Origin of the sequence: Marinobacter lipolyticus, from assembly GCF_018424605.1 — a bacterium.
Classification (GTDB): domain Bacteria; phylum Pseudomonadota; class Gammaproteobacteria; order Pseudomonadales; family Oleiphilaceae; genus Marinobacter; species Marinobacter lipolyticus_B.
The window spans coordinates 31,717-52,461 of sequence record NZ_QTKT01000009.1 but is presented as its reverse complement, the minus strand read 5'-3'; the positions used below and the strand labels follow the sequence as shown (position 1 = coordinate 52,461).

The 20,745-nt window shown below is 59.5% G+C and carries 18 protein-coding genes; 10 read left to right on the top strand and 8 right to left on the bottom strand.

Annotation, left to right across the window (positions count from 1 at the left end; all coding sequences use genetic code 11):
* Nucleotides 1–40 precede the first annotated feature (40 nt).
* The 3 genes from DYI22_RS12860 to DYI22_RS12850 form a co-directional block, all read right to left on the bottom strand.
* A complete protein-coding gene (locus DYI22_RS12860) occupies nucleotides 41–1,228 on the bottom strand; it encodes an iron-containing alcohol dehydrogenase (RefSeq protein ID WP_213478500.1) in 1,188 nt (395 codons plus the stop codon).
* Nucleotides 1,228–1,773 (bottom strand): hypothetical protein, encoded by a 546-nt coding sequence (locus DYI22_RS12855; RefSeq protein WP_213478499.1) that lies wholly within the window; start codon nucleotides 1,771–1,773, stop codon nucleotides 1,228–1,230. The genes DYI22_RS12860 and DYI22_RS12855 overlap by 1 nt, the downstream gene beginning before the upstream one ends.
* Before the next feature lie 150 nt (nucleotides 1,774–1,923).
* Nucleotides 1,924–3,201 carry a M48 family metalloprotease gene (locus DYI22_RS12850; RefSeq protein ID WP_323132912.1) on the bottom strand — a complete coding sequence of 426 codons (1,278 nt, stop codon included), beginning with the start codon at nucleotides 3,199–3,201 and terminating at the stop codon, nucleotides 1,924–1,926.
* Between the two features lie 194 nt (nucleotides 3,202–3,395).
* Between DYI22_RS12850 and DYI22_RS12845 the strand changes: the two genes are divergently transcribed.
* From DYI22_RS12845 to DYI22_RS12815, 7 genes are all read left to right on the top strand, one after another.
* Complete coding sequence (locus DYI22_RS12845) at nucleotides 3,396–4,133, top strand: DUF599 domain-containing protein (RefSeq protein WP_213478498.1); 738 nt, start codon at nucleotides 3,396–3,398, stop codon at nucleotides 4,131–4,133.
* Between the two features lie 17 nt (nucleotides 4,134–4,150).
* The gene (locus DYI22_RS12840) at nucleotides 4,151–4,621 is read left to right on the top strand and encodes a PaaI family thioesterase (protein WP_213478497.1); all 471 of its coding nucleotides are present in this window, start codon (nucleotides 4,151–4,153) and stop codon (nucleotides 4,619–4,621) included.
* Nucleotides 4,618–5,052: a PaaI family thioesterase gene (locus DYI22_RS12835; RefSeq protein ID WP_213478496.1), complete on the top strand. Its 435-nt coding sequence runs from the start codon at nucleotides 4,618–4,620 to the stop codon at nucleotides 5,050–5,052. Before DYI22_RS12840 ends, DYI22_RS12835 begins: the two co-directional genes overlap by 4 nt.
* Before the next feature lie 223 nt (nucleotides 5,053–5,275).
* Nucleotides 5,276–7,168 (top strand): molecular chaperone HtpG, encoded by a 1,893-nt coding sequence (gene htpG, locus DYI22_RS12830; protein WP_213478495.1) that lies wholly within the window; start codon nucleotides 5,276–5,278, stop codon nucleotides 7,166–7,168.
* Nucleotides 7,169–7,174: 6 nt separating this feature from the next.
* Nucleotides 7,175–7,393 carry a DUF2835 domain-containing protein gene (locus DYI22_RS12825; protein ID WP_213478494.1) on the top strand — a complete coding sequence of 73 codons (219 nt, stop codon included), beginning with the start codon at nucleotides 7,175–7,177 and terminating at the stop codon, nucleotides 7,391–7,393.
* Between the two features lie 103 nt (nucleotides 7,394–7,496).
* A complete protein-coding gene (locus DYI22_RS12820; protein WP_213478493.1) occupies nucleotides 7,497–7,940 on the top strand; it encodes a hemerythrin domain-containing protein in 444 nt (147 codons plus the stop codon).
* 80 nt (nucleotides 7,941–8,020) lie between these two features.
* Nucleotides 8,021–8,986: a tRNA dihydrouridine synthase gene (locus DYI22_RS12815; RefSeq protein ID WP_213478492.1), complete on the top strand. Its 966-nt coding sequence runs from the start codon at nucleotides 8,021–8,023 to the stop codon at nucleotides 8,984–8,986.
* Nucleotides 8,987–9,101: 115 nt separating this feature from the next.
* Here DYI22_RS12815 and DYI22_RS12810 read toward each other — a convergent pair whose 3' ends face one another.
* Nucleotides 9,102–10,118: a class I fructose-bisphosphate aldolase gene (locus DYI22_RS12810; RefSeq protein WP_213478491.1), complete on the bottom strand. Its 1,017-nt coding sequence runs from the start codon at nucleotides 10,116–10,118 to the stop codon at nucleotides 9,102–9,104.
* Nucleotides 10,119–10,258: 140 nt separating this feature from the next.
* On the opposite strand from DYI22_RS12810, the gene DYI22_RS12805 reads away from it, so the two are divergent.
* Nucleotides 10,259–12,343 carry a dehydrogenase gene (locus DYI22_RS12805; RefSeq protein WP_213478490.1) on the top strand — a complete coding sequence of 695 codons (2,085 nt, stop codon included), beginning with the start codon at nucleotides 10,259–10,261 and terminating at the stop codon, nucleotides 12,341–12,343.
* A 220-nt stretch (nucleotides 12,344–12,563) separates the two neighbouring features.
* The gene (katG, locus tag DYI22_RS12800) at nucleotides 12,564–14,774 is read left to right on the top strand and encodes a catalase/peroxidase HPI (RefSeq protein WP_416234602.1); all 2,211 of its coding nucleotides are present in this window, start codon (nucleotides 12,564–12,566) and stop codon (nucleotides 14,772–14,774) included.
* A gap of 73 nt (nucleotides 14,775–14,847) precedes the next feature.
* On the opposite strand, the gene gdhA is transcribed toward katG, so the two are convergent.
* Complete coding sequence (gene gdhA / locus DYI22_RS12795; protein ID WP_213478488.1) at nucleotides 14,848–16,182, bottom strand: NADP-specific glutamate dehydrogenase; 1,335 nt, start codon at nucleotides 16,180–16,182, stop codon at nucleotides 14,848–14,850.
* A 130-nt stretch (nucleotides 16,183–16,312) separates the two neighbouring features.
* On the opposite strand from gdhA, the gene DYI22_RS12790 reads away from it, so the two are divergent.
* On the top strand, nucleotides 16,313–17,377 hold the full coding sequence (locus tag DYI22_RS12790; RefSeq protein WP_213478487.1) for an endonuclease/exonuclease/phosphatase family protein: 1,065 nt from the start codon (nucleotides 16,313–16,315) through the stop codon (nucleotides 17,375–17,377).
* 7 nt (nucleotides 17,378–17,384) lie between these two features.
* Here DYI22_RS12790 and DYI22_RS12785 read toward each other — a convergent pair whose 3' ends face one another.
* From DYI22_RS12785 to DYI22_RS12775, 3 genes are all read right to left on the bottom strand, one after another.
* On the bottom strand, nucleotides 17,385–18,440 hold the full coding sequence (locus DYI22_RS12785) for a quaternary amine ABC transporter ATP-binding protein (protein ID WP_213478486.1): 1,056 nt from the start codon (nucleotides 18,438–18,440) through the stop codon (nucleotides 17,385–17,387).
* An 11-nt stretch (nucleotides 18,441–18,451) separates the two neighbouring features.
* Nucleotides 18,452–19,486, bottom strand: a complete 1,035-nt coding sequence (locus DYI22_RS12780) for an ABC transporter permease (protein WP_213478485.1) — start codon at nucleotides 19,484–19,486, stop codon at nucleotides 18,452–18,454.
* A 107-nt stretch (nucleotides 19,487–19,593) separates the two neighbouring features.
* Complete coding sequence (locus DYI22_RS12775; RefSeq protein ID WP_213478484.1) at nucleotides 19,594–20,559, bottom strand: ABC transporter substrate-binding protein; 966 nt, start codon at nucleotides 20,557–20,559, stop codon at nucleotides 19,594–19,596.
* Between the last annotated feature and the right edge of the window lie 186 nt (nucleotides 20,560–20,745).

Sequence of the window (20,745 nt, the reverse complement as noted above, 5' to 3'; positions counted from 1 at the left end):
TCAGTAACAGCAGGCGTACGCACAGACCTGATCTCGGCGGTTACGCCCAGGCCCGACGCAGAACTGCCCTGGCGTCTTCCAGTGTCACTTCTTTCGGGTTGAACATGATGGCGCCATCGTCCAGGGCAACGTCGGCGATACGCTCGAGCTGCTCTTCCACCACTTTTCCGGTTTCCTTCAGTGTTCGCGGCAACTTGCAGTGCTTGTACAGGGCGTCCCGTAGGCGGCGGATGGCGGAAATGCTGGCTTCTGCCCGCCGCGACGCAGGCGTGGCGGCGTACACTTCCGGGCCGTCGAGGTACAGCAACAGTTCGCCCAGCGGCCCGCGAATGGACTCCAGATTATACTCAAGCACGTAGGGCAGGTAGAGGCTCATGCACAAGCCGTGCGGCAGCTGGCAGATGGCCCCGGTCGCGTGCCCCAGGGCGTGCACCAGGCCGACCATCGAGTTGGAAAACGCAATGCCGGCCATGGTCGAGGCCTCGGCGAGTTCCAAACGGTTGTCGGCGTCCTTCGGGTTGTCCATCACCGCCAGCAGTGACGTGCTGATTTTCTTGATGGCCGCCGTGGCGTAGGCATCGCTCAGCGGGTTCTTGGCCATGCAGGTAAACGCTTCAGTGGCATGGGTGAGGGCGTCCATGGCGGTGGCTGCCGTAATGTGAGGGGGCAGCGTCAGGGTCATACGCGGATCAATGATCGCGGCGTTGGGTAGCAGGAAAGACGAGGTAAAGGGCAGCTTTACGTGCTTTTCGGTGTCGGCGATGACAGCGACGGACGTTACCTCGGAGCCGGTACCTGCGGTGGTTGGCACCACAAAGAAGGGCTTGAGCGGGTGCTTGAGAACGCCGGCACCGGCATAAGCCGCTATGTCATCGCCGCCTTCGGAAACCAGAATGTTGACGGCTTTGGCGGTATCAATGGCGGAACCGCCACCGACGGCAATGATCGAATCGCATTTCTCACTGCGGTAAATGCCGGCAATGTCCCGTACCACCGAGGTGGAGGAATCCGGAGGCACATCGTCGTAAATGCTGACGATTTCCAGGCCGCTCTCTTCACAGGCTGCAATAACCGGATCCAGCAGCCCGGCCGCACGCACCCCCTTGTCAGTCACGATCATGGGTCGTTTCGCCGCCATCCCGGTCAGCTCGTACGGAATATGCTCGAGGGCAGCCTTCCCGGCGATGACTTTCACCGGGCAAAAGAACTCGTAGTATTTGTTCGACATTATGCTCTCACCGTTTCGACAAAATTGGATGCAACCTTGAGGTAAATGCGGGCCGCACTCACCAGCTTCTCCGGCAGATGCAGGTTGGCCGGGTATTCCTTGACGGCCCGCTGGGCGACCAGCTTGGGCAGAATGAAGGCCTCAAGCCGGTTCAGTACCCGGGTCATGCGAATGGCGTAACTGATGTCGCCATCCACCAGCATGCGATCGTTGGCGAAGGCCACCGAGGTTTTCTCCTGGAAAGACAGCACCAGGAATGCATGGGCAATGTGTTTGAACTGGATGGAAAGATCCACCGGGCGGGGCGCCGAGGTTCCGTGGTAATGAAAGCGACCGTTACCCACGTGTTCAACAATGAGGCGGGAGCCGTAGGGCATCACCATCATCTCGAAGAGAAATCCCACCGGCAGTGCCCGCGCGTCGTTCTGAACGCTGGCATCCACTTCGCTGACCGCCTGCAGCGCACGCCCCATTACCTGGAACATGAGCTCCACGTAGAGTCGTCGTGCCTGAAAGACCATCGGCTGGATACGTTTTGCAATCATGGCAATCGTCCGATTGTTGTTGATGTCATCTGATTTTTAGAGTTATTGCTCTAAAAGTCAATGCGGGCGATGACGGAGATATGGTGTCACCACGGCAAAAACAAAAAAGGCCCGGTGGAAACCGGGCCTTTGCATACCATCAGCAGGGCGTTACTGGGTGAGTTGGGCGAGCTTGCGGCGGGCCTCCTCGGCCACCTCGCCACCCGCTTCCGCCGCCGTGCTGTAATAGCGAACGGCATCTTCGCGGCGGTTCTGTTTTACGGCCACGTCGCCCAGGCGAAGAAAGGCAATGGAGGTGGGCACCACTTCATTGGCCCTGGTCAGGTTGGTCCTGGCCTTATCGAGTTTTTCCTGTTGCAGCGCGTTGAGGCCGTTATGGAGGCGGTAACTGAACATTTCCGGGTAAAGCGCCACGGCCTTGTCGAAATCCTGTTCGGCCTTGGCCACATTGTCCTGCGCCTGGTAGATGCGGCCACGGAGGGCGTAGAACATGGCTTCGTCGGGTTCAATCCGGATGGCTTCGTTAATTTTCGCCAGCGCTCCGCTCAAGTCATCCTCACTGGCCAGTTTGAGGGCCGCGTCGTGGGCGTCATAGGCTGGCTGGAGTTTGCGGGCGGTCGCCAGTTTCTTATCGTAAACGTCCTTGCCGCGGTAGCCGCCGGTGCCGAGTTTCTGGGCCAGCTCCCGGTTTCTGTCGACCCGCTTCTGGGACGGCGGGTGGGTGGCGAACAGACCATCAATGAAGCCGGATTCGCGCCCTTCCGAAAGCTTCACAAACAGCTCCTGAAGTTCCACTGCCGCCTGGGGATCGTAACCGGCCTCCACCATGTACTCGATACCATAGCGGTCGGATTCCAGCTCATCTCCCTGGCTGTATTGGGCCAGCGCAATCTGCGCACCGACCGCTGCGCCACCCATCAACAGGCCGGCCCATTCGTTATCCGACAGCGCGAACCCGAGGCCTGCCACCCCGGCACTTATCAGCATGCCCTGCTGCATGCGCTGAACGCTGTGACGTGCGGCCGCGTGAACAATCTCGTGGCCCAGCACCGAAGCCAACTGGGCTTCGTCTTCCAGTTTGGTCAACAGGCCCCGGTTGATGGCAATCTTGCCGCCGGGCAACGCCCAGGCATTCGGCACACTGCTGTTGAGCACCACAAACTCGTAGGGCAGGTCAGGGCGGTCGCTGACGGCCGCCAGTTTCTGGCCGACCTCCTGCACGTAAATGGTCAGTTCCGGATCAAGGTAAAACTGCCCCCCCTGGGTCTGCTGGGTGGGGGTATATTGTTCCGCCCCAATAGACAGCTCCTGGCTTTCTGAAATCAGTGAAAGCTGGCTTTCCCCGGTGACCGGGTTTGTCGAACACCCCGCCAGTGCCACTATCAGGGATAAAACAGTCAGGCAGCGAAAGAACAGCCGGTTGATCACAGCAAACTCCTGTCATTCGTTCTTGGGCCGGGGCTTCGAAACTATCCCGGATTGAATAGAGCCAGTTTATATCACATCCGCCAGGTCGGCGTGACCGGTTATCCGACACCGGCCTATGGAGCAACTTTATAGCAAAGTGTATGATAAGCCATTCGCAGACCTGCCTTTTTCTGAATCCGCACGTTGGATCCTTCATGGGTGAATTTCTGGAACTGATTGCGCTGGCCTGGTTCGTGCTCTGCTGGGTAGGGTATACCGAGTATTCCCGCCGCAAAGCCAATGACCGGCCCTGCCTGTCCAACACGCTCGACCTGTACCGGGAAGACTGGATGCGGGTCATGCTGCGCAGAGACAACCGTATTTCCGATGCCTCGGTGGTTGGCAATCTGGAGCGCAACGGCGCCTTCTTTGCGTCCAGCTGCCTGCTGATTTTGGCCGGTATCATCACCGCCCTGGGTTACACCCAGGAAGTCATGGAGGTGTTCAGCACCCTGCCGTTTGGTAACCTGCCGAGCCGGGCTGTATGGGAGCTGCGTATGATCACGCTGCTGGTGGTGTTCATCTACGCCTTTTTCAAGTTCACCTGGTCCATGCGCATGTACAACTTTGTCGCGGTGCTGATCGGCGGTGCGCCGCCACCCGACGACACCAAGATCAGCCCGGCCGGTCGCGAGGCATTTGCCCAGAGCGCTGCGCGCGTCTGCAACCTGGCGGGGGATGCCTTCAACCTTGGCCTTCGCTCCTACTACTACGCCCTGGCGGTGGTCGCGTGGTTCGTCCACCCGGTGGCGTTCATTGCGGCTTCCACCCTGGTGGTGGCGATTCTCTACCGTCGGGAATTCTGCTCTGATGCGCTGCACGCCCTGCGCGTCGGCAAAGTATTCGAAGAGCCCGCCGCCCGGGCGGAAGCCTCGCAAAAAACCAACAGTTAACCGAACTGGCAAACTGCATGACTGATGACATCCGAATGAACCGGGTCCGCCGGTTTATTGATACATTGAATCAGGCCCGCGAGCTGGGCCTCACCGTGGAAGAAGCGGGGGATGGCACCCTCACGATGTGCCTGCCCTACAGCGATCGCATTATCGGCAACCCGGATACCGGCGTGATCCACGGAGGCGCCATTACCACACTGATGGATACCGCTTCCGGTTCGGTGATCATTTGTGCGCTGACGGATTTCGAGCTTTGCCCGACCCTGGATCTGCGTGTGGATTACATGCGCCCGGCAGAACCCCACATGCCAGTGTTCGCCCGTGCAGAAACCTACAAGATTACCCGCAACATTATCTTTACCCGTTGCGAGGCCTACCAGGAAGGTGGCGAGACCATCGCCAACTGCGTCGGTACCTTTATGCGCATCGGCAAGGAAGCAACGCCCAAGGGCTATCGGGAACTGATCACCGGAGGTGAACAATGACCGACCCGGAAATTCTTCGCTACACCCGCGAGAGCGGCGATTTTTCCCGACTGCTGGAAAGCGTTCCCTACGCCCGCTTTATCGGTCTGGAATGCGAGCGCTTCGGCGATGATCTGATCTTCCGCCTGCCAAAAAAAGAAGAGAACCTGGGTAACCCGATACTGCCGGCTATCCATGGTGGTGTGATCGGCGGCTTCATGGAAATGTCCGCCGCCATCTACCTGATGATGTCCCAGGACAGCCTGCGCATGCCGCGCATCGTGGATTTCTCTCTGGATTACCTGCGCGCCGGTCTCAACCGCGAAACCTACGCCGAATGCCGGCTGACCCGTCAAGGCAACCGGGTAGCCAACGTGATGATCAGCGCCTGGCAGAAATCCCGTTCACAGCCGATCGCCACGGCTCGCGCCCACTTCCTCCTCGAAGACTGATTTCCGCCTCACCCGGGGCTTGAAATGCCCCGGCGTGCCCCCATTTCCCTGTTCAACGCGAACTCTCAAGTCGGGTGGTGCGGGCCGAAGGGGCTTTCCAAAACCGTGCGGAGCCATGGATGGCGGAGCCGAGCGTACACGGACGTATTCACAGCGTGTTTTGGAAAGCCCCTTCGGCCCGCGCCGCTCCACCGAACCTAACAGAGCAGGAGAAACAAACGCCATGACGGTTGAAGCCAATAAAGAAACCCTTGGATTCCAGACCGAAGTGAAGCAACTGCTTCATCTGATGATTCACTCTTTGTATTCGAACAAAGAGATCTTTCTTCGCGAACTGATTTCCAACGCCTCGGATGCCGAAGACAAGCTGCGTTTTGCCGCACTGAAAGACGACAGTCTTTATGAAGGGGAATCCGAGCTGAGAATCCGCCTGGATTTCGACGCGGAAAAGAACACCATCACGCTGGCGGATAACGGCATCGGCATGACCCGCGAAGACGTGGTCCAGAACCTGGGCACCATCGCCCGTTCCGGCACGGCGGAGTTTCTGCAGCAGCTCTCCGGTGACGAGAAGAAAGACAGCAAGCTGATTGGTCAGTTCGGTGTTGGTTTCTACTCCGCTTTCATCGTGGCCGACAAGGTGGAAGTGTTTACCCGCCGTGCCGGTGCGCCGAAAGAAGAGGGTGTGCACTGGGAGTCGAACGGTGATGGTGAGTTCACCATCGAACCGGTCAACCGCGACAACCGGGGCACCGAGATCGTTCTGCATCTGAAATCCGACGCGAAGGAATTCGCCGATGGCTTCCGACTGCGCGGCCTGGTCAAGAAATACTCCGATCACATCTCGTTCCCGGTGGTGATGAAGGCCGAGTCGGAAGAAGAGGGCAAGGAAGGTGAGTACGAGACCGTCAACGATGCCACCGCACTGTGGACCCTGCCGCGTACCGAGATCAAGGACGAAGAGTACAAGGAATTCTACAAGCACATCGCCCACGATTTCGAAGACCCGCTGACCTGGTCCCACAACAAGGTGGAAGGCAAGCTGGACTACACCAGCCTGCTGTACATCCCGGCCCGCGCGCCTTTTGATATGTACAACCGTGAAGCACCGCGCGGCCTCAAGCTGTATGTGCAGCGGGTGTTCATCATGGACGACGCCGAGCAGTTCCTGCCGCTGTACCTGCGTTTCGCCAAGGGCGTGATCGATTCCAACGACCTGTCCCTGAACGTGTCCCGGGAGATCCTGCAGAACGACAGTACGGTTGAAAGCATCCGCACCGCGCTGACCAAGCGAGTGCTGGACATGCTGTCGAAGCTGGCGAAGAAAGATCCCGTGCAGTACCAGAAATTCTGGGGTGAGTTCGGCACCGTCATCAAGGAAGGCCCGGCGGAAGACTTCAGCAACCGCGAGAAAATCGGCGGCCTGCTGCGTTTCGCATCGACCCACACCGGCGAGAGCACCCAGAACGTCGCGCTGGATGACTACATTGGCCGCATGAAAGAAGGCCAGAAAAAGATCTACTACATCACCGCAGACAGCTTCACCGCCGCCAAGAGCAGCCCGCATCTCGAGGTGTTCCGCAAGAAAGGCATTGAGGTGCTGATTCTGTCCGACCGTATCGATGAGTGGATGATGGGCTACCTCAACGAGTACGACGGCAAACAGTTCCAGGACGTCGCCCGCGGTGATCTGGATCTCGGCGAGGTGGAAACCGAGGAGGACAAGAAGCACAAGGAAGAGGCCGCCGAAGAGCACAAGGACCTGCTGGAGCGCATCAAGACGGCGCTGGACGACCGGGTTCAGGAAGTGCGCGTGACCAATCGCCTGACCGATTCACCGGCCTGTCTGGTGGTAGGCGACTTCGACATGGGCGCCCAGATGAAGAAGATCATGGAAGCGGCGGGCCAGAAGGTGCCCGACAGCAAGCCGATCTTCGAGATCAACGTGGACCATCCGCTGGTACAGCGGCTCGAAGCCGAGAAAGGCGAGGAGCGCTTCAGCGAGCTGTCCGCGGTATTGCTGGATCAGGCCACGCTCGCCAGTGGCGAGCAACTGGACGATCCCGGCGCCTATGTGAGCCGCCTGAACCGTCTGCTGCTGGAACTGGCCAACTAAGCGCCCATGCAGCAGATCGTAGTGGACCTCAGCATCAGCCCTGATGAATGGATTAAACTTTATCAGGGCGTTGCGACCGACGTTCACACCACCGCCCGGGACGGACGCTCTGTCCGCTTCCCGGCGCGGATTCTTTCCCGCTTTTACCTCCGCGACGGCGTGCGCGGCAGTTTCCGCATTGTTTTCAACGATCACGGCAAGTTCGAAACCATCGAACGGCTCTGAGATTATCCTTTACCTCATTACCAAACAGTCACCGTGCGGTGTCTCGTTTTGGGCTACAGTTTCAGAGTTCCAAACGCGTCAACCCAACGACAAGGAGATCAGAATGAACGTTTTCGAAGCGCTCAGACAGGATCACGAAGTTCAACGGGATTTACTGGATCGTCTTGAAGACACCCAGGGAGCAGAAGAACTTCGCAAGCAGAATTACGCGATGCTCAAAGACGAACTCTCCCAGCATGCCGCCGCCGAAGAAAAGTGTTTCTACGCCCAGCTGATGAGCGTCGATCTCACCCAGGAAAAGGCCCGCCACAGTGTGGCCGAGCACAAGGACATGGACGATCTGGTGGAAGAGCTCTCGGACATTGAATACAGCAGCCCGCAATGGCTGCAGAAGTTCAAAGAGCTGAAGCACATGGTGACACACCATCTGGATGAGGAAGAACAGGAAGTGTTCCAGATGGCCGGCAAGGCCCTGACGGACAAACAGAAAGAAGACCTTGGTAAGCAATACCGCAATGAAATGGAGCGCCATCGCAAGGCGTCCTGACGTTTTCGGGGACTGGGCAGCGGGTGCGGAACCCACTACAATTTCGCCCCGCTCATTTCCTGAACACCCCCGGAGTTTTCATGCGAATAATCCTTGCCCCGATGGAAGGGCTGGTGGATGCACCGATCCGCGAAACGCTGACCAAAGTCGGCGGTATTGACCGGTGCGTCACCGAGTTTATTCGTGTGACCCACGGCATGCTGCCCCCCCGGATTTTTTACAAGTACGCTCCGGAGTTGCATAACAACTCCCTGACTGAGGCCGGCATTCCGGTGGCAGTTCAGCTTCTCGGATCGGACCCCGTACAAATGGCCCGCCACGGCACCAAAGCCGCAGAGCTTGGGGCGACACAGGTTGACATCAATTTCGGCTGCCCGGCCAAAACCGTTAATAAGCACAAAGGTGGGTGTGTGCTGATGCGGGAGCCGGAGTTGATGCATGAGATCGTCGCGCAGGTGCGTCAGGCGGTGCCGGCGTCTGTTCCGGTCACGGCGAAGATGCGTCTGGGTTACGACGATCGTTCCATGGGCGTGGCCTGTGCCCAGGCACTGGAAGCGGCCGGCGCCGAAGAGATTGTGATTCACGCCCGCAGCAAGGTCGATGGTTACAAGCCACCCGCCTACTGGGAGGAAATCGCCAGGGCCAGGGAAGCGGTTCGCGTGCGAGTTATCGCCAATGGCGAGATCTGGACGGTGGACGACTACTGGCGCTGTCGGGAGGTGTCCGGGTGTGACGACGTGATGATTGGCCGGGGTCTGATTGCCCGGCCGGACCTGGCCCGTAAGATCCGCGCCAGCCAGCGCGGTGAATCGGTGCCCGACATGACCTGGCCGGAGGCTGTGGCGCTGGTCCGGGAATACGCTATGGCATTGCAGACCCGTCTGGAAGACCGCTTTGTCACCGGCCGCATCAAACAATGGCTCAATTACCTTCGCCAGGGTTTCGTTGAAGCCGAAGTGCTCTGGCCCGAAGCCCGTAAGATACGCCAGGTTGCGCCAATGCTGGCGTGCCTGCAGCAACCGGTGACGGAGCCCCGCGCCGCCTGAATCCGCCGAGCTGGCTTCGGCCCCGATGGACATTCTCCTTAGTGGACGGACCATGTCGTTTGACGGAGACGGCAGCTGCGTTTCAGGCTGTTGGAGGTAAATGGCTGGAGGGCGCTCAGCCCTCCATGTCCGGTGAATAGTGGCCCTCCCGTGCCGCACCGTTCAGTTTTGCGCGCCTGTGCATGGCACTCTGGGCCGCAGGTCCATTGTCGAGTTCCCCCGCCCAGGCTTTCTGGGCAGGCTCCTGCAACGCCCGTCCGTAAGAAAAACTCAGTTCCCAGGGTTGCGGGCCGTGCTGGTTGATGGCATTCAGGTTGGCGGTCGCCTGTTCCGGTGTCTGCCCGCCTGAGAGAAACACGATGCCCGGCACGGCCGCGGGAACCGCCCGGCGGAACACGTTCAGAGTGGCTTCCGCCACCCGTTCGGGGCCAGCCTGGCTGGTGTGGGATTTGCCCGGGGTTACCATGCTGGGCTTGAGCAGCATGCCTTCCAGCAAAACACCGTGGCGATGCAACGCCGCGAAAACCGCCCGCAACACGGCTTCGCTGACCAGTGCGCAGTGTTCAATCGTGTGGTACCCGTCTATCAGCACCTCCGGCTCCACAATCGGCACTATGCCCAGGGACTGACAGACAGCGGCGTAGCGAGCCAGCACTTCGGCGTTCGCCTCGATGGCCAGCGCGCCGGGGTTGGTGTCGGTGATGTGATAGACGTTCCGCCATTTCGCGAAGCGGGCGCCCTGATCACGATACCCCGAGAGCCGCTCCTCAAGCCCGTCCAACCCGAAGGTGATCTCATCCCCCGGGGCATTGGCAAGCGGCCCTTTTCCCTTATCCACCTTGATGCCGGGCACAATGCCCTGACGCAGAAGCAGTTCTGCCATCGGCGCATTGTCGAGACTCTTCTGGTTCAGGGTTTCCTCATAAAGAATCACCCCACTGATGTAATCACCCAGCTCCGGTGTAGAAAAAATCAGGCTGCGGTACTCACGGCGTTTCTGCTCCGTGGACTCGACACCAATGGCTGCAAACCGTTTGGCGATGGTCGGCGCGCTCTCATCGGCGGCGAGAATGCCCTTGCCCTTCTGGACCAGTTTCTCGACCGTGTCTGCCAGTTCCTGATGATGGCCCATATGATCTCTCCTTGTACGGTGGATGGCGTGTTATCCAGTGTAGACCGTCCTGGCAGATTAAATTTTGATCTGTGCAAAGGCAGGCGGGGGAAATCAGACTTAAGCTTGTTTCAGGGAACAGAAAAGTAAGGACGCCGGTCATGAAAACCGTTGTCAGTGTCAGCCAGGGCTCATCAGACTATGACTATCAGCTGGAAACCGCCTTCTTGGGGCAGGATTTCCGGGTAATCCGTATCGGAACCGACGGCGACCTGGAGCGGGCGGAAGCAGTTCTCGACAGCGTGCGGGAGCAGGCCGATGCCATCGGCCTGAGCATGGTACACGACCATTACCAGGTCGGCCGGGAGCAGATTGAACATCCGGACACCGCGCGTCTGGAAGCCTGTGTTCCTGACAAGTCCGTGACCACTGGCGCGGGGCTGCGGCGGATTCTTCAGGAGTGGGCGGTACGGCATACCCAAAGCCAGCTCGGGCATTTTTTCGACAACGCCCGGGTGCTGTGTTTCAACGGCCAGGCCAGTTATCGCATTGCTCTGGCGCTGTCGGAACACACGGAGAATCTGCAGTTCGCAGATCCGTACACGGATTTCGGTGTGCCACGGATGCTGACCTCGTTGCAGCAACTGGAGCGCTATACCGCCATTACCGCCCCTTTGCTATACAGGCCGACGGCCGTGCGGGCACTTGAGAGTTTCATCCACAATCCACTGTATCGGCTCGGGGAAGGGCTGGTGCGGGGCTCCCTTCATCATGCGGTCAAACAGGCCCATGTGCTGGTGGCGACAATTGGCGAGCTGGCGGATTTCACCCAGACCGAGCTGGATGGAAAAACCGTGATTACCTCGCGGATCACCGAACAGTCACTGGACTGGATGCGTTCCCGCAAAGTGGCGATGGTGGTGGATTACAGCCCCTGGCTCAACGACCGTCCGGTGGGAGCCAACGTCATGGAGGCGATGATCAGTGCCGCGCTTGAACGGGCGCCAGCGCAATTGGCGGCCAACGATTTTCTGGACGTAATCGATCAACTGGGCATCGAGCCGCGGATTCTTTACCCCAATGGCTATCGCCGGGTGAACCGGTTCGCCTTTGTCATCCACCCGCTGTCGCAGCAGTATCTCACCAAAACCCCGCCGTTGGATTGGATCGCCAGTGTGTCGCCAGCCGGCGTTATGAATCTTGTGGAAAAAGCGGTGGCCTACACGCCGCCATTTGTGTACTCCAGAGTGCAGGGGGTGACCTCACCCACGGGTGATGAGGCCGAGGGTTGGCTGATCACGGTTGGCGGTACTCCCAAGGAAATCATGTCTCACGGGCCGGAATTCACCTACAGCCGATTACTGGCGGCGGCCAGGTTGGCGAAAAAACTGGGCGCGCAGATCATGGGCCTGGGGGCTTTCACCAAAGTGGTGGGAGACGCCGGCATCACCGTCGCCAAACGGGCGCCGCTGCCGATCACCACGGGCAACAGCTACAGCGCGTCAGGCGCCCTGTGGGCGGCCCACGAAGCGGTGAAGAAAATTGGCCTGGTGGCCATCGGTCCGAGCGGGAAAATGGCGGGCAAGGCGATGGTGGTGGGGGCAACCGGGGCCATTGGATCGGTCTGTGCCAGGTTGCTGGTCAAGGCCGTGGACGAGGTGGTGCTGGTATCGCCCGAAGCCGCCAAGCTGCTTGCCCTTCGCGACAGTATTCTGCAGGAGACACCGGGCGCCACTATCCATGTGTCGGCCTCGACGGATCGCGAGCTGGCGGACATGGATATGGTGGTCACCGCCACGTCCGGTGCCGGCAAACGGGTGCTCGATATCATGCAGGTAAAGCCCGGGTGTGTGATCACCGATGTGGCCCGCCCCCTGGATATCCCCGCCGAGGATGTCGCCAAACGCCCGGATGTGCTGGTGATTGAGTCCGGCGAGATCCGCCTGCCAGGTGATGTGCACATGAAAGACATCGGGTTGCCCCGGGGGGTTGCTTACGCCTGCCTGGCGGAAACGATCGTGCTGGCCCTTGAGAGCCGGTTCGAGAATTTCACCCTGGGACGCCACATTGAGTGGGAAAAGGTGCGCGAGATCTACCGGCTCGGCCTCAGGCACGGCATGGAACTGGCCGCGATTTCCGGGGTGAACGGGGTGTTCAGCGAAGAAGACTACGCCCGGGTACGCACCCTGGCGAGGGCGGGTGATCCGTCAACGGAAGAGCCGAGACGTTCCGTGCCCGGCGGGTAATCCGTGAATTTCCGATTATGCTTGGGAAGGCACGAATCGTAGACCGATTCAGGCTGTGTTTCGGCGTCTGCTTTTGTAATAAATGCAGGCTATCGTTCTGGTTAGAAAATGCAACTTAATCCAATGCAGGGGTATTGGAGTACATTGATTGGTGTCGAATAACGAAACCAAATCACCACGCGTGTGGCGAGAAACGGAGAGAGTAATGGACGCTTACGATGTGAACAATGAAGGCAAATGCCCGGTTATGCATGGTTCCCGCACGAGCATGGGTAACAAGGGCAGGGCGAACCACGACTGGTGGCCCAATCAGCTTAACCTTGGCATTCTGCACCAGCACACTCCGAAATCGAATCCGCTGGGCGACTTTAACTACGCGGAAGAATTCAAAAAACTGGATCTGGCGGCGGTCAAGAAAGACCTGGCCGCATTGATGACAGATTCCCAGGACTGGTGGCCGGCGGATTACGGCCACTACGGCCCGTTCTTCATTCGCATGGCCTGGCACAGCGCAGGTACCTATCGGGTGGGCGATGGCCGCGGTGGCGCCGGCTCCGGTTCGCAACGGTTCGCGCCGCTCAACAGCTGGCCTGATAACGGCAACCTCGACAAGGCCCGCCGTCTGTTGTGGCCGATCAAGAAAAAGTACGGCAACAAACTGTCGTGGTCCGATCTGTTCATCCTGACCGGCAACGTGGCACTGGAGACCATGGGCTTCAAGACCTTTGGTTTCGCAGGCGGCCGCGAAGACATCTACGAGCCTGAAGAAGACATCTACTGGGGCGCCGAAGACGAATGGCTGGCCACCAGTGACAAGGAAAACAGCCGCTATTCCGGTGACCGTGAGCTGGAAAACCCACTGGCTGCCGTGCAGATGGGTCTGATCTACGTGAACCCGGAAGGGCCCGACGGCAATCCGGACCCGCTGGCGTCCGCGAAGGATATCCGCGAGACCTTCGCCCGCATGGCCATGGACGATTACGAGACCGTGGCGCTGACCGCCGGCGGTCACACCTTCGGCAAGGCCCACGGTGCCGGTGATCCGTCCAATGTCGGCGCCGAGCCGGAAGGCGGTGGCATCGAGGACATGGGCTTCGGCTGGAAGAGCAAGCACGGCAGCGGTCATGGTCGCGATACCATCACCAGTGGTCTGGAAGGTGCCTGGACGCCGACCCCGACCAAGTGGGACATGAGCTACTTTGATGTGTTGTTCGGTTACGAATGGGAACTGACCAAGAGCCCCGCCGGCGCCAATCAGTGGGCGCCCAAAGGTCTGACCGAGAAGGACATGGCACCGGACGCGGAAGACTCGTCTCAGCGTGTCGGCATCATGATGTCTACCGCCGATATGGCCATGCGTGAAGACCCGGAATACCGCAAGATTTCCGAGCACTTCCACAAGAACCCCGAGGAGTTCGCCGACGCCTTTGCCCGCGCCTGGTTCAAGCTGACGCACCGGGATATGGGCCCGAAAGACCGTTACCTTGGTCCGGAAGTGCCGGCGGAAGACCTGATCTGGCAGGACCCGGTTCCGCCGGTGGACCATGAGCTGGTCAATGCCCAGGATGTTGCGGAGCTGAAGAGCAAGATCCTTGCTTCCGGACTCAGTGTGTCCGAGCTGGTGTACACCGCCTGGTCCTCTGCGTCTACGTTCCGCGGTTCCGACATGCGCGGTGGCGCCAACGGTGCGCGCATTCGCCTGGCGCCCCAGAAGGACTGGGAGGTAAATAACCCGGCCCAGCTGAGCAAGGTGCTGAACACCCTGGAAGGCATTCAGAGTGATTTCAACAACGCCCAATCCGACACCAAGAAAGTGTCCCTGGCGGACCTGATTGTGCTGGGCGGTGCCGCGGCCGTTGAGAAAGCGGCGAAAGATGCGGGCCACGACATCGAAGTGCCGTTCAACCCCGGCCGCACCGATGCGACCGACGAGCAGACCGACGCAGAATCCTTCGAATGGCTGAAACCTGAAGCTGACGGTTTCCGCAATTACCGTCGCACGGCGTTTGCGGTGCCGGACGAAGAGATGCTGATGGACCGGGCGCAGCTGCTGGGCCTGAGCGCACCCGAGATGACCGTGCTGATTGGCGGTCTGAGGGTACTGGGTGCCAACTACAAGCAATCGAAGCACGGCGTGCTGACCCACACACCGGGCAAGCTCACTAACGATTTCTTCGTGAATCTGGTGGATATGGGCATCGAGTGGAAGCCGCTGTCGGACGAGCGTTACGAGTTCGAAGGCCGCGACCGCAAGACCGGTGAAGTGAAGTGGACCGGCACGCGGGTGGATCTGGTGTTTGGTTCCAACTCGCAGCTGCGGGCGCTGACCGAAGTGTATGCCCAGGATGACGCCAAGGAGCAGTTCGCGAAAGATTTCGTGAAGGCCTGGAGCAAGGTGATGGATGCGGATCGGTTCGATCTGAAGAAGTAAATCACCAGTAAGTAAAAAGGGCGTTGCCGTCATCGGCAGCGCCCTTTTTTTGTGCTCCGTAGTGCGGCCGGTGCTATTTGACGCCGTAGGCCATCATCGCCTCGGCCAGTTTTTTGAACGCGTAAAGATTCGCGCCCTTGCTGTAGGGGTAGATGCCGTCTTTTCGCTTCACGTGCTCAATACAACGGTTATGAATATCCTCCATAATGCCACTGAGCATGGTGTCGACTTTGTCCATGCTCCAACTCTGCAGTGAGGCATTCTGCGAGCGCTCCAGTCCGGATACCGCCACACCACCGGCGTTGGCGGCCTTGCCCGGGCCGTACAGCAGGTTGGCGTCGATCAGCTTATCGTGTGCTTCCTGGGTCAGGGGCATATTGGCACCTTCGCACAGGGCGAGCAGATCGTTCCCGATCAGTCGTTTCATCGCCTTGCCGTCCACTTCATTCTGCGTGGCGCAGGGCAGTGCGATTGCGCCTTTGGCTGCGAACCAGGGGGTTTTGTTGCTGTGCCAGGTACCGCAGTCGGCATCTTCCAGTGAGCCGTGCTGCTCCAGTTTCAGGGTACGGAGGCTGACCAGCTCCTTTTCACTCATGCCGTTGCGGAACACCCGGGTGCCTCTGGAATCCGACACGGTGATGACTTTAGCGCCCTCCCGGATGCATTTCTCCGCGGCATAGAGGGCAACCGTGCCAGCGCCGGAAATCAGTACCCGCTGGCTTTCCAGGCTTTGATCGTGGGCCTGCAGCATGTTCTTGAGGAAATACACCACACCGTAGCCGGTGGCTTCGGTGCGGCCGCAACTGCCCCCGAACCCCGGAGACTTGCCCGTCAGCACACCCTCCCAGCGATTGGTGAGCTTGACGTAATGCCCGTACAGAAACCCGATCTCCCGCGGGCCCACGTTGATGTCGCCGGCCGGTACGTCGACGTTGGGCCCGATATGGCGATGCAGCTCCTGCATGTAGGCCTGGCAGAACCGCATGATCTCCCGCTCACTGCGCCCCTTGGGGTCGAAATCTGCGCCGCCTTTACCGCCGCCCATGGGTAGCCCCGTCAGCGCGTTCTTGAAGCACTGCTCGAACCCCAGAAACTTGAGAACGCTCTCGTTCACCGAGGGATCGAATCGGATGCCACCCTTGTACGCACCCAGCACATTATTGAACTGAACCCGCCAGCCGCGGTTGACCTGTACCTGGCCATTGTCGTCTTCCCAGCACACCCGGAAACGGACAATACGGTCCGGCTCAAGCATGCGCTCCGCAATATTCCACCGGCGGTAGGCCGGCTCCTTGCGATAGACCTCGGCGATGTCGTCAAACACTTCCCTGACGGCCTGGTGATATTCGTCGGAATGGGGGTGGCTGTGACTCAGATAGTTCTCGATGTCGTCCTGTAACTTTGTCATTACGTGTCCTTTTGTTCTGGGTGCACAACAGATACGAGGTCAGGGGGCTTAACGGATTGTCAGCGGCACAAACGAGCCAAATGGTTTATGTTTTAAAAGGTAAAGGATAGCCAATGCCGCGGAGGCGTGTTTGATCACTTACATTTTGCTGTTGCTCGCTGCGGGCCTGCTGATCGTGAGCGTGCTCGGGAAGGTGCGACTTCACGACTGGTGGATTCGGGCCTGCGAATTTCCCCGTGTGCAGATTGCCAGTGTCACGGTTTTGGTGGCCATGGCGGCGCTGTGGCTGGCCGGGGAAGGGCTGCGCCTGTGGATTCTGGCGTTGTGCGGAACGGTGCTGGTGCTGCAGCTGTACAGGATTCTGCCGTGGACCCGACTCTGGCCAATGCAGGTGCAGCCGGCGGAACCGGGCAACGAGGACCGCTGTGTCACCCTGATGGTGGCCAACGTGCTGACCCCCAACCGCAACAGTGAAGGGCTCATCCGTCAGGTCCGTGAGCGCCGGCCGGATGTGCTGCTGACCCTGGAGTCCGATCAATGGTGGGGCGACCAGCTGGATGCCGCCCTGGGCGACTGGCCCACCATCATCCGGGTGCCGCTGGATAACCTTTATGGCATGCACCTGTATTCAAGGTTGCCGCTGGAAGAGGCGGAGGTGGACTACCTGATTCAGGACGATATCCCCTCTATCCATGGCTGGCTGAGGCTGCCCTGTGGCGACCGGGTGAAACTGCACGCCCTGCACCCCAGACCCCCGGCGCCAAGCGAGAGCGAGGAGTCGCTCTGGCGCGATGCAGAGCTGCTGCTGGTTGGCGAGCAGATTCGCAAAGGAGGGTATCCGGCGATTGTCGCCGGTGACCTGAACGACGTGGCCTGGTCCCGCACCACGCGCCTGTTCTGCCGGATCAGTGGCATGCTGGATCCACGTCGCGGCCGCGGGATGTTTAACACCTTTCATGCCGAACGCTGGTATCTGCGCTGGCCCCTGGACCACGTATTCACCACCGAGCATTTCACGCTGGGGCGGATTGAACGGCTGGCGCCGTTCGGTTCGGACCACTTTCCGATTCTCACGACCCTGTGTTTCCGCCCGTCCCGCGCGGATGAGCACGAGGTGCCAGAGGCAGATCGGGAAGAACGCGAAGAAGCGCGCGAGAACATCCGCGAGGGCAAGACGCGGGAGCAGGAGGTCTGAGTGCCGTTTACTGCACCCGCTCTTGCGCTTCTGCCCCCTCGGTCGGTACCAGTGCCCGTACCAGATCTTTCATCTCCAGCACACCGACCTGCTTGTCACGGCGCATAACCCGATAGGTTCGCTCGGTGTCGCCCTCTGACATGGCAATGACCGATTCCAGGTTGTCGCGCTCGGAAATATCGCCGGCGCTGTCAGCTGGCGCTTCAGTGGTTTTCTTCATAATCGAGCGTACGCGCAGCACCCGCGCCCGGTTGATATCGCTGATGAAGTCGATGATGTAGGGATCGTTGGCATTCATCAGGATTTCCTGCGGTTCCCCCTGCTGAACGATGTAGCCATCCTTGAGGATGACCAGGTGGTCCGCGAGCTTCAGCGCTTCATCGAGGTCGTGCGTGATGAACACGATGGTCTTGTGGAGTTCGTCCTGCAGTTCCAGCAGCAGGTCCTGCATGTCGGAGCGGATCAGAGGGTCGAGAGCCGAGAAGGCTTCGTCCATCAGCATCACCGGCGAGTTCGACGCCAGCGCGCGGGCAATCCCGACCCGTTGCTGCATACCGCCGGAAAGCTGGTGAGGGTACTGGTTCTCGTTGCCCTCCAGGCCCACTCGCGCCAGCCATTTTCTCGCTTCCGATTCAAATTCTTCCACCGAGAAACCGCGTACCAGTAGCGCCATACCGGCGTTTTCCAGCACCGTCTTATGGGGCAGCAGGGCGAATTTCTGGAACACCATCGACATTCGCTCACGCCGCAAGGTGCGCAGTTGCTCCTCATTGAACTGCAGCACGTCCTGACCGTCGACGCGGATTTCCCCGGCGGTCGGTTCGATCAGCCGGTTCAGGTGGCGGATGAGGGTAGATTTGCCCGAGCCGGACAGACCCATGATGACGGTGATCTCGCCTTCGCGGATATCCACGTTAATGTCCTGCAGACCCAGCACGTGGTTGTGTTTTTCCAGCAGTTCGGCCTTGCCCATACCACGGCGGACATAGGCCAGGGCAACATCCGGGATGGGGCCGAAAATCTTGTACAGGTTCCGGATGGAAATCTTGATATCCCGATCCACAATTCGCTCCCTTACTGTTTCTGTGAGGCGTTAATGCGCGCCAGGGACGCTTTGGTAACGCGGTCGAGGATGACGGCGAGAATCACGATGCCAAGGCCCGCCACCAGGCCCACGCCCAGCTCGAGATTGCGGATGCCCTGGAGCACCAGCACGCCCAGCCCCGGTGCCGACACCAGTGACGCGATAACCACCATCGCGAGGCTCATCATAATGGTCTGGTTCACCCCGGCCATGATGTTCGGCAGCGCCAGCGGAATCTGCACCTTGTACAGCTTCTGTCGGCTGGTCATGCCGAAGGCATCGGCGGCCTCGATCACGTCTTTGTCCACCAGGCGGATGCCGAGATTGGTCAGGCGGATCACCGGCACGATGGCGTAGAGGATAATGGCAATGCCATACAGCTTGGATTCGGTCACGCTGAACAGGAAAATCAGCGGAATCAGGTACACAAACGGCGGCAGCGTCTGCAGCATGTCCAGAACCGGAATGGTCAGCCGTTGCATCATGTCGCTTCGGGACATGGCTATGCCGATGGGCACGCCCAGTATCACGCACAGGAACGCACACACGAAGATGATGGCGAGGGTCTGCATGGCGTAGTCGTAGTAATCAATGAACGCCAGCAGGGCCAGGCTCACGCCCACGAACGCCACCAGCTTCCAGGATTTGGACACCACGAACACCACGGCCAGTAGCAGCGGAATGACAATCCACCAGGGGGTGTTGAGCATGCCGTAGAGCGCCCCGTCGAGGAACCAGCTGAGCGGTTGGGTCAGCGGGTCCAAGACGATGCTCAGGCTGTCTTTGATGGCCAGAAAGCCCTCTTCCAGGCCCTTGGTCAGCTCCCGTGATTTGGGAAAGGAGGCGCAGGATTCATTCAGCGCGTCCATGGAAGGGAAGGGCAGATCCCATAGGGAATCCGGTGTAGACTCGGTGCCCTGGGTTTTTTTCAGCAGCGCCGCCATGGTCATGGGCGCATCGCTTGTACCCTCGTTACACCACTCCTCCAGGCCGAGTGATGAAAACACGAAATCATAGGTAGCCATTTGCGTTCAGTGTCCCCTGCGCATTCCGGATGGTGGGTTGTGGTTCGTTACTCCGTCAGCCGGAGCGGGCAGAGCCGGGGGCCGGCTCTGCCGCGGTGGGATTACTATCAGTTCAATACAGCCGCGAGCCGCTCGCGGGCCGCGTCGTTCAGCCAGGTAGACCACTCATCGCTGTTGTTGCTCAGGAAATAGACGGCGGCTTCTTCGGCCGACGCGTTGTTCTGATCCATCCACGCCAACAGTCCACTCATGGTCTCGGTCTTGAAGGTGAGCTTGCTGAGCATTTCGGCCACTTCCGGCTCACGCTCTTTGAAGTCGGTGGTCACCGAGGTCAGGATGGTGGCGGCCGGGAATTCCGATACGCCGGGATTATCGACGTCCTGAGTCTGGTTGCGGGTGTGCACTTCCGGCTTGTACTCACCAAGTTTCACGCGTGTCATGTCGAACTTGCCGAGGGGAACCGTCGGGCCCCAGTAGTAGCCGAACCAAGGTTCCTCGTCCTGTACGGCAGAGGCCATGGACGACGCCAGGGTCTCACCGGAGCCATGATTGAACACTTCAATGCCGGACGATTCCAGATCCAGCGCACGGACCAGGTTGTCGCTCACCACACGGCAGCCCCAGCCGCTCGGGCAGTTATTGAAGCGGTTGTCCACCAGCTCCGGATTCGCCATCACCCCTTCGATGGTGGTCAGTTCAGGGTGCTTTTCCGCCAGATAGGTCGGAATCCACCAGCCCTCGACACCGCCGGGATCAAGCACTTTGGCCAGCCGCTCGATCTTGCCTTCCTCTTCAAGACGCAGGTAAGCCTCACCGGCGGAATTGAGCCACAGCTCGGTCACAATATCCGGCTCCCCGTTTTCGGCCACCGAGGTGACTGCCGGTACGGTATCGGAAGGCACGATGGTCACGTCACAACCGTAGCCCTGTTCCATGATGAATTTGGCGACGTTGGTCACCACCGTGTTGGAGGCCCAGTTCATCTCGGTGATGGACACCTCACCGCAATCCGCCTGGGCAAGTGCAGGGACGGACAGGGCGCAAAGCATGGCGACAGGCATTAGCTTTCGCATGGTTGGTTCTCCTTTTCGGGTTTTGAAGGGTGCAGCAAAGTTGCGGGCGGGATCGAACCGACCTCGCCGGAAGAGAGGGGTGCATCAATACAGACTGCTGATGGGGTATAGAGAATGTCTTGTACCTCGGTTAATACCTATCCTTAAGAATACTGGTACATGAGCGAGTTACAAGTCGGTAATGGA

What these genes read in the sequence shown, in the direction of transcription:
- gdhA (WP_213478488.1), bottom strand. Translation starts at nt 16,182, where the DNA reads ATGACAAAGTTACAGGACGACATCGAGAACTATCTGAGTCACAGCCAC.
- DYI22_RS12810 (WP_213478491.1), bottom strand. Translation starts at nt 10,118, where the DNA reads ATGGGCCATCATCAGGAACTGGCAGACACGGTCGAGAAACTGGTCCAG.
- htpG (WP_213478495.1), top strand. Translation starts at nt 5,276, where the DNA reads ATGACGGTTGAAGCCAATAAAGAAACCCTTGGATTCCAGACCGAAGTG.
- DYI22_RS12845 (WP_213478498.1), top strand. Translation starts at nt 3,396, where the DNA reads ATGGGTGAATTTCTGGAACTGATTGCGCTGGCCTGGTTCGTGCTCTGC.
- DYI22_RS12780 (WP_213478485.1), bottom strand. Translation starts at nt 19,486, where the DNA reads ATGGCTACCTATGATTTCGTGTTTTCATCACTCGGCCTGGAGGAGTGG.
- DYI22_RS12855 (WP_213478499.1), bottom strand. Translation starts at nt 1,773, where the DNA reads ATGATTGCAAAACGTATCCAGCCGATGGTCTTTCAGGCACGACGACTC.
- DYI22_RS12805 (WP_213478490.1), top strand. Translation starts at nt 10,259, where the DNA reads ATGAAAACCGTTGTCAGTGTCAGCCAGGGCTCATCAGACTATGACTAT.
- DYI22_RS12860 (WP_213478500.1), bottom strand. Translation starts at nt 1,228, where the DNA reads ATGTCGAACAAATACTACGAGTTCTTTTGCCCGGTGAAAGTCATCGCC.
- DYI22_RS12825 (WP_213478494.1), top strand. Translation starts at nt 7,175, where the DNA reads ATGCAGCAGATCGTAGTGGACCTCAGCATCAGCCCTGATGAATGGATT.
- DYI22_RS12840 (WP_213478497.1), top strand. Translation starts at nt 4,151, where the DNA reads ATGACTGATGACATCCGAATGAACCGGGTCCGCCGGTTTATTGATACA.
- DYI22_RS12775 (WP_213478484.1), bottom strand. Translation starts at nt 20,559, where the DNA reads ATGCGAAAGCTAATGCCTGTCGCCATGCTTTGCGCCCTGTCCGTCCCT.
- DYI22_RS12820 (WP_213478493.1), top strand. Translation starts at nt 7,497, where the DNA reads ATGAACGTTTTCGAAGCGCTCAGACAGGATCACGAAGTTCAACGGGAT.
- DYI22_RS12815 (WP_213478492.1), top strand. Translation starts at nt 8,021, where the DNA reads ATGCGAATAATCCTTGCCCCGATGGAAGGGCTGGTGGATGCACCGATC.
- DYI22_RS12835 (WP_213478496.1), top strand. Translation starts at nt 4,618, where the DNA reads ATGACCGACCCGGAAATTCTTCGCTACACCCGCGAGAGCGGCGATTTT.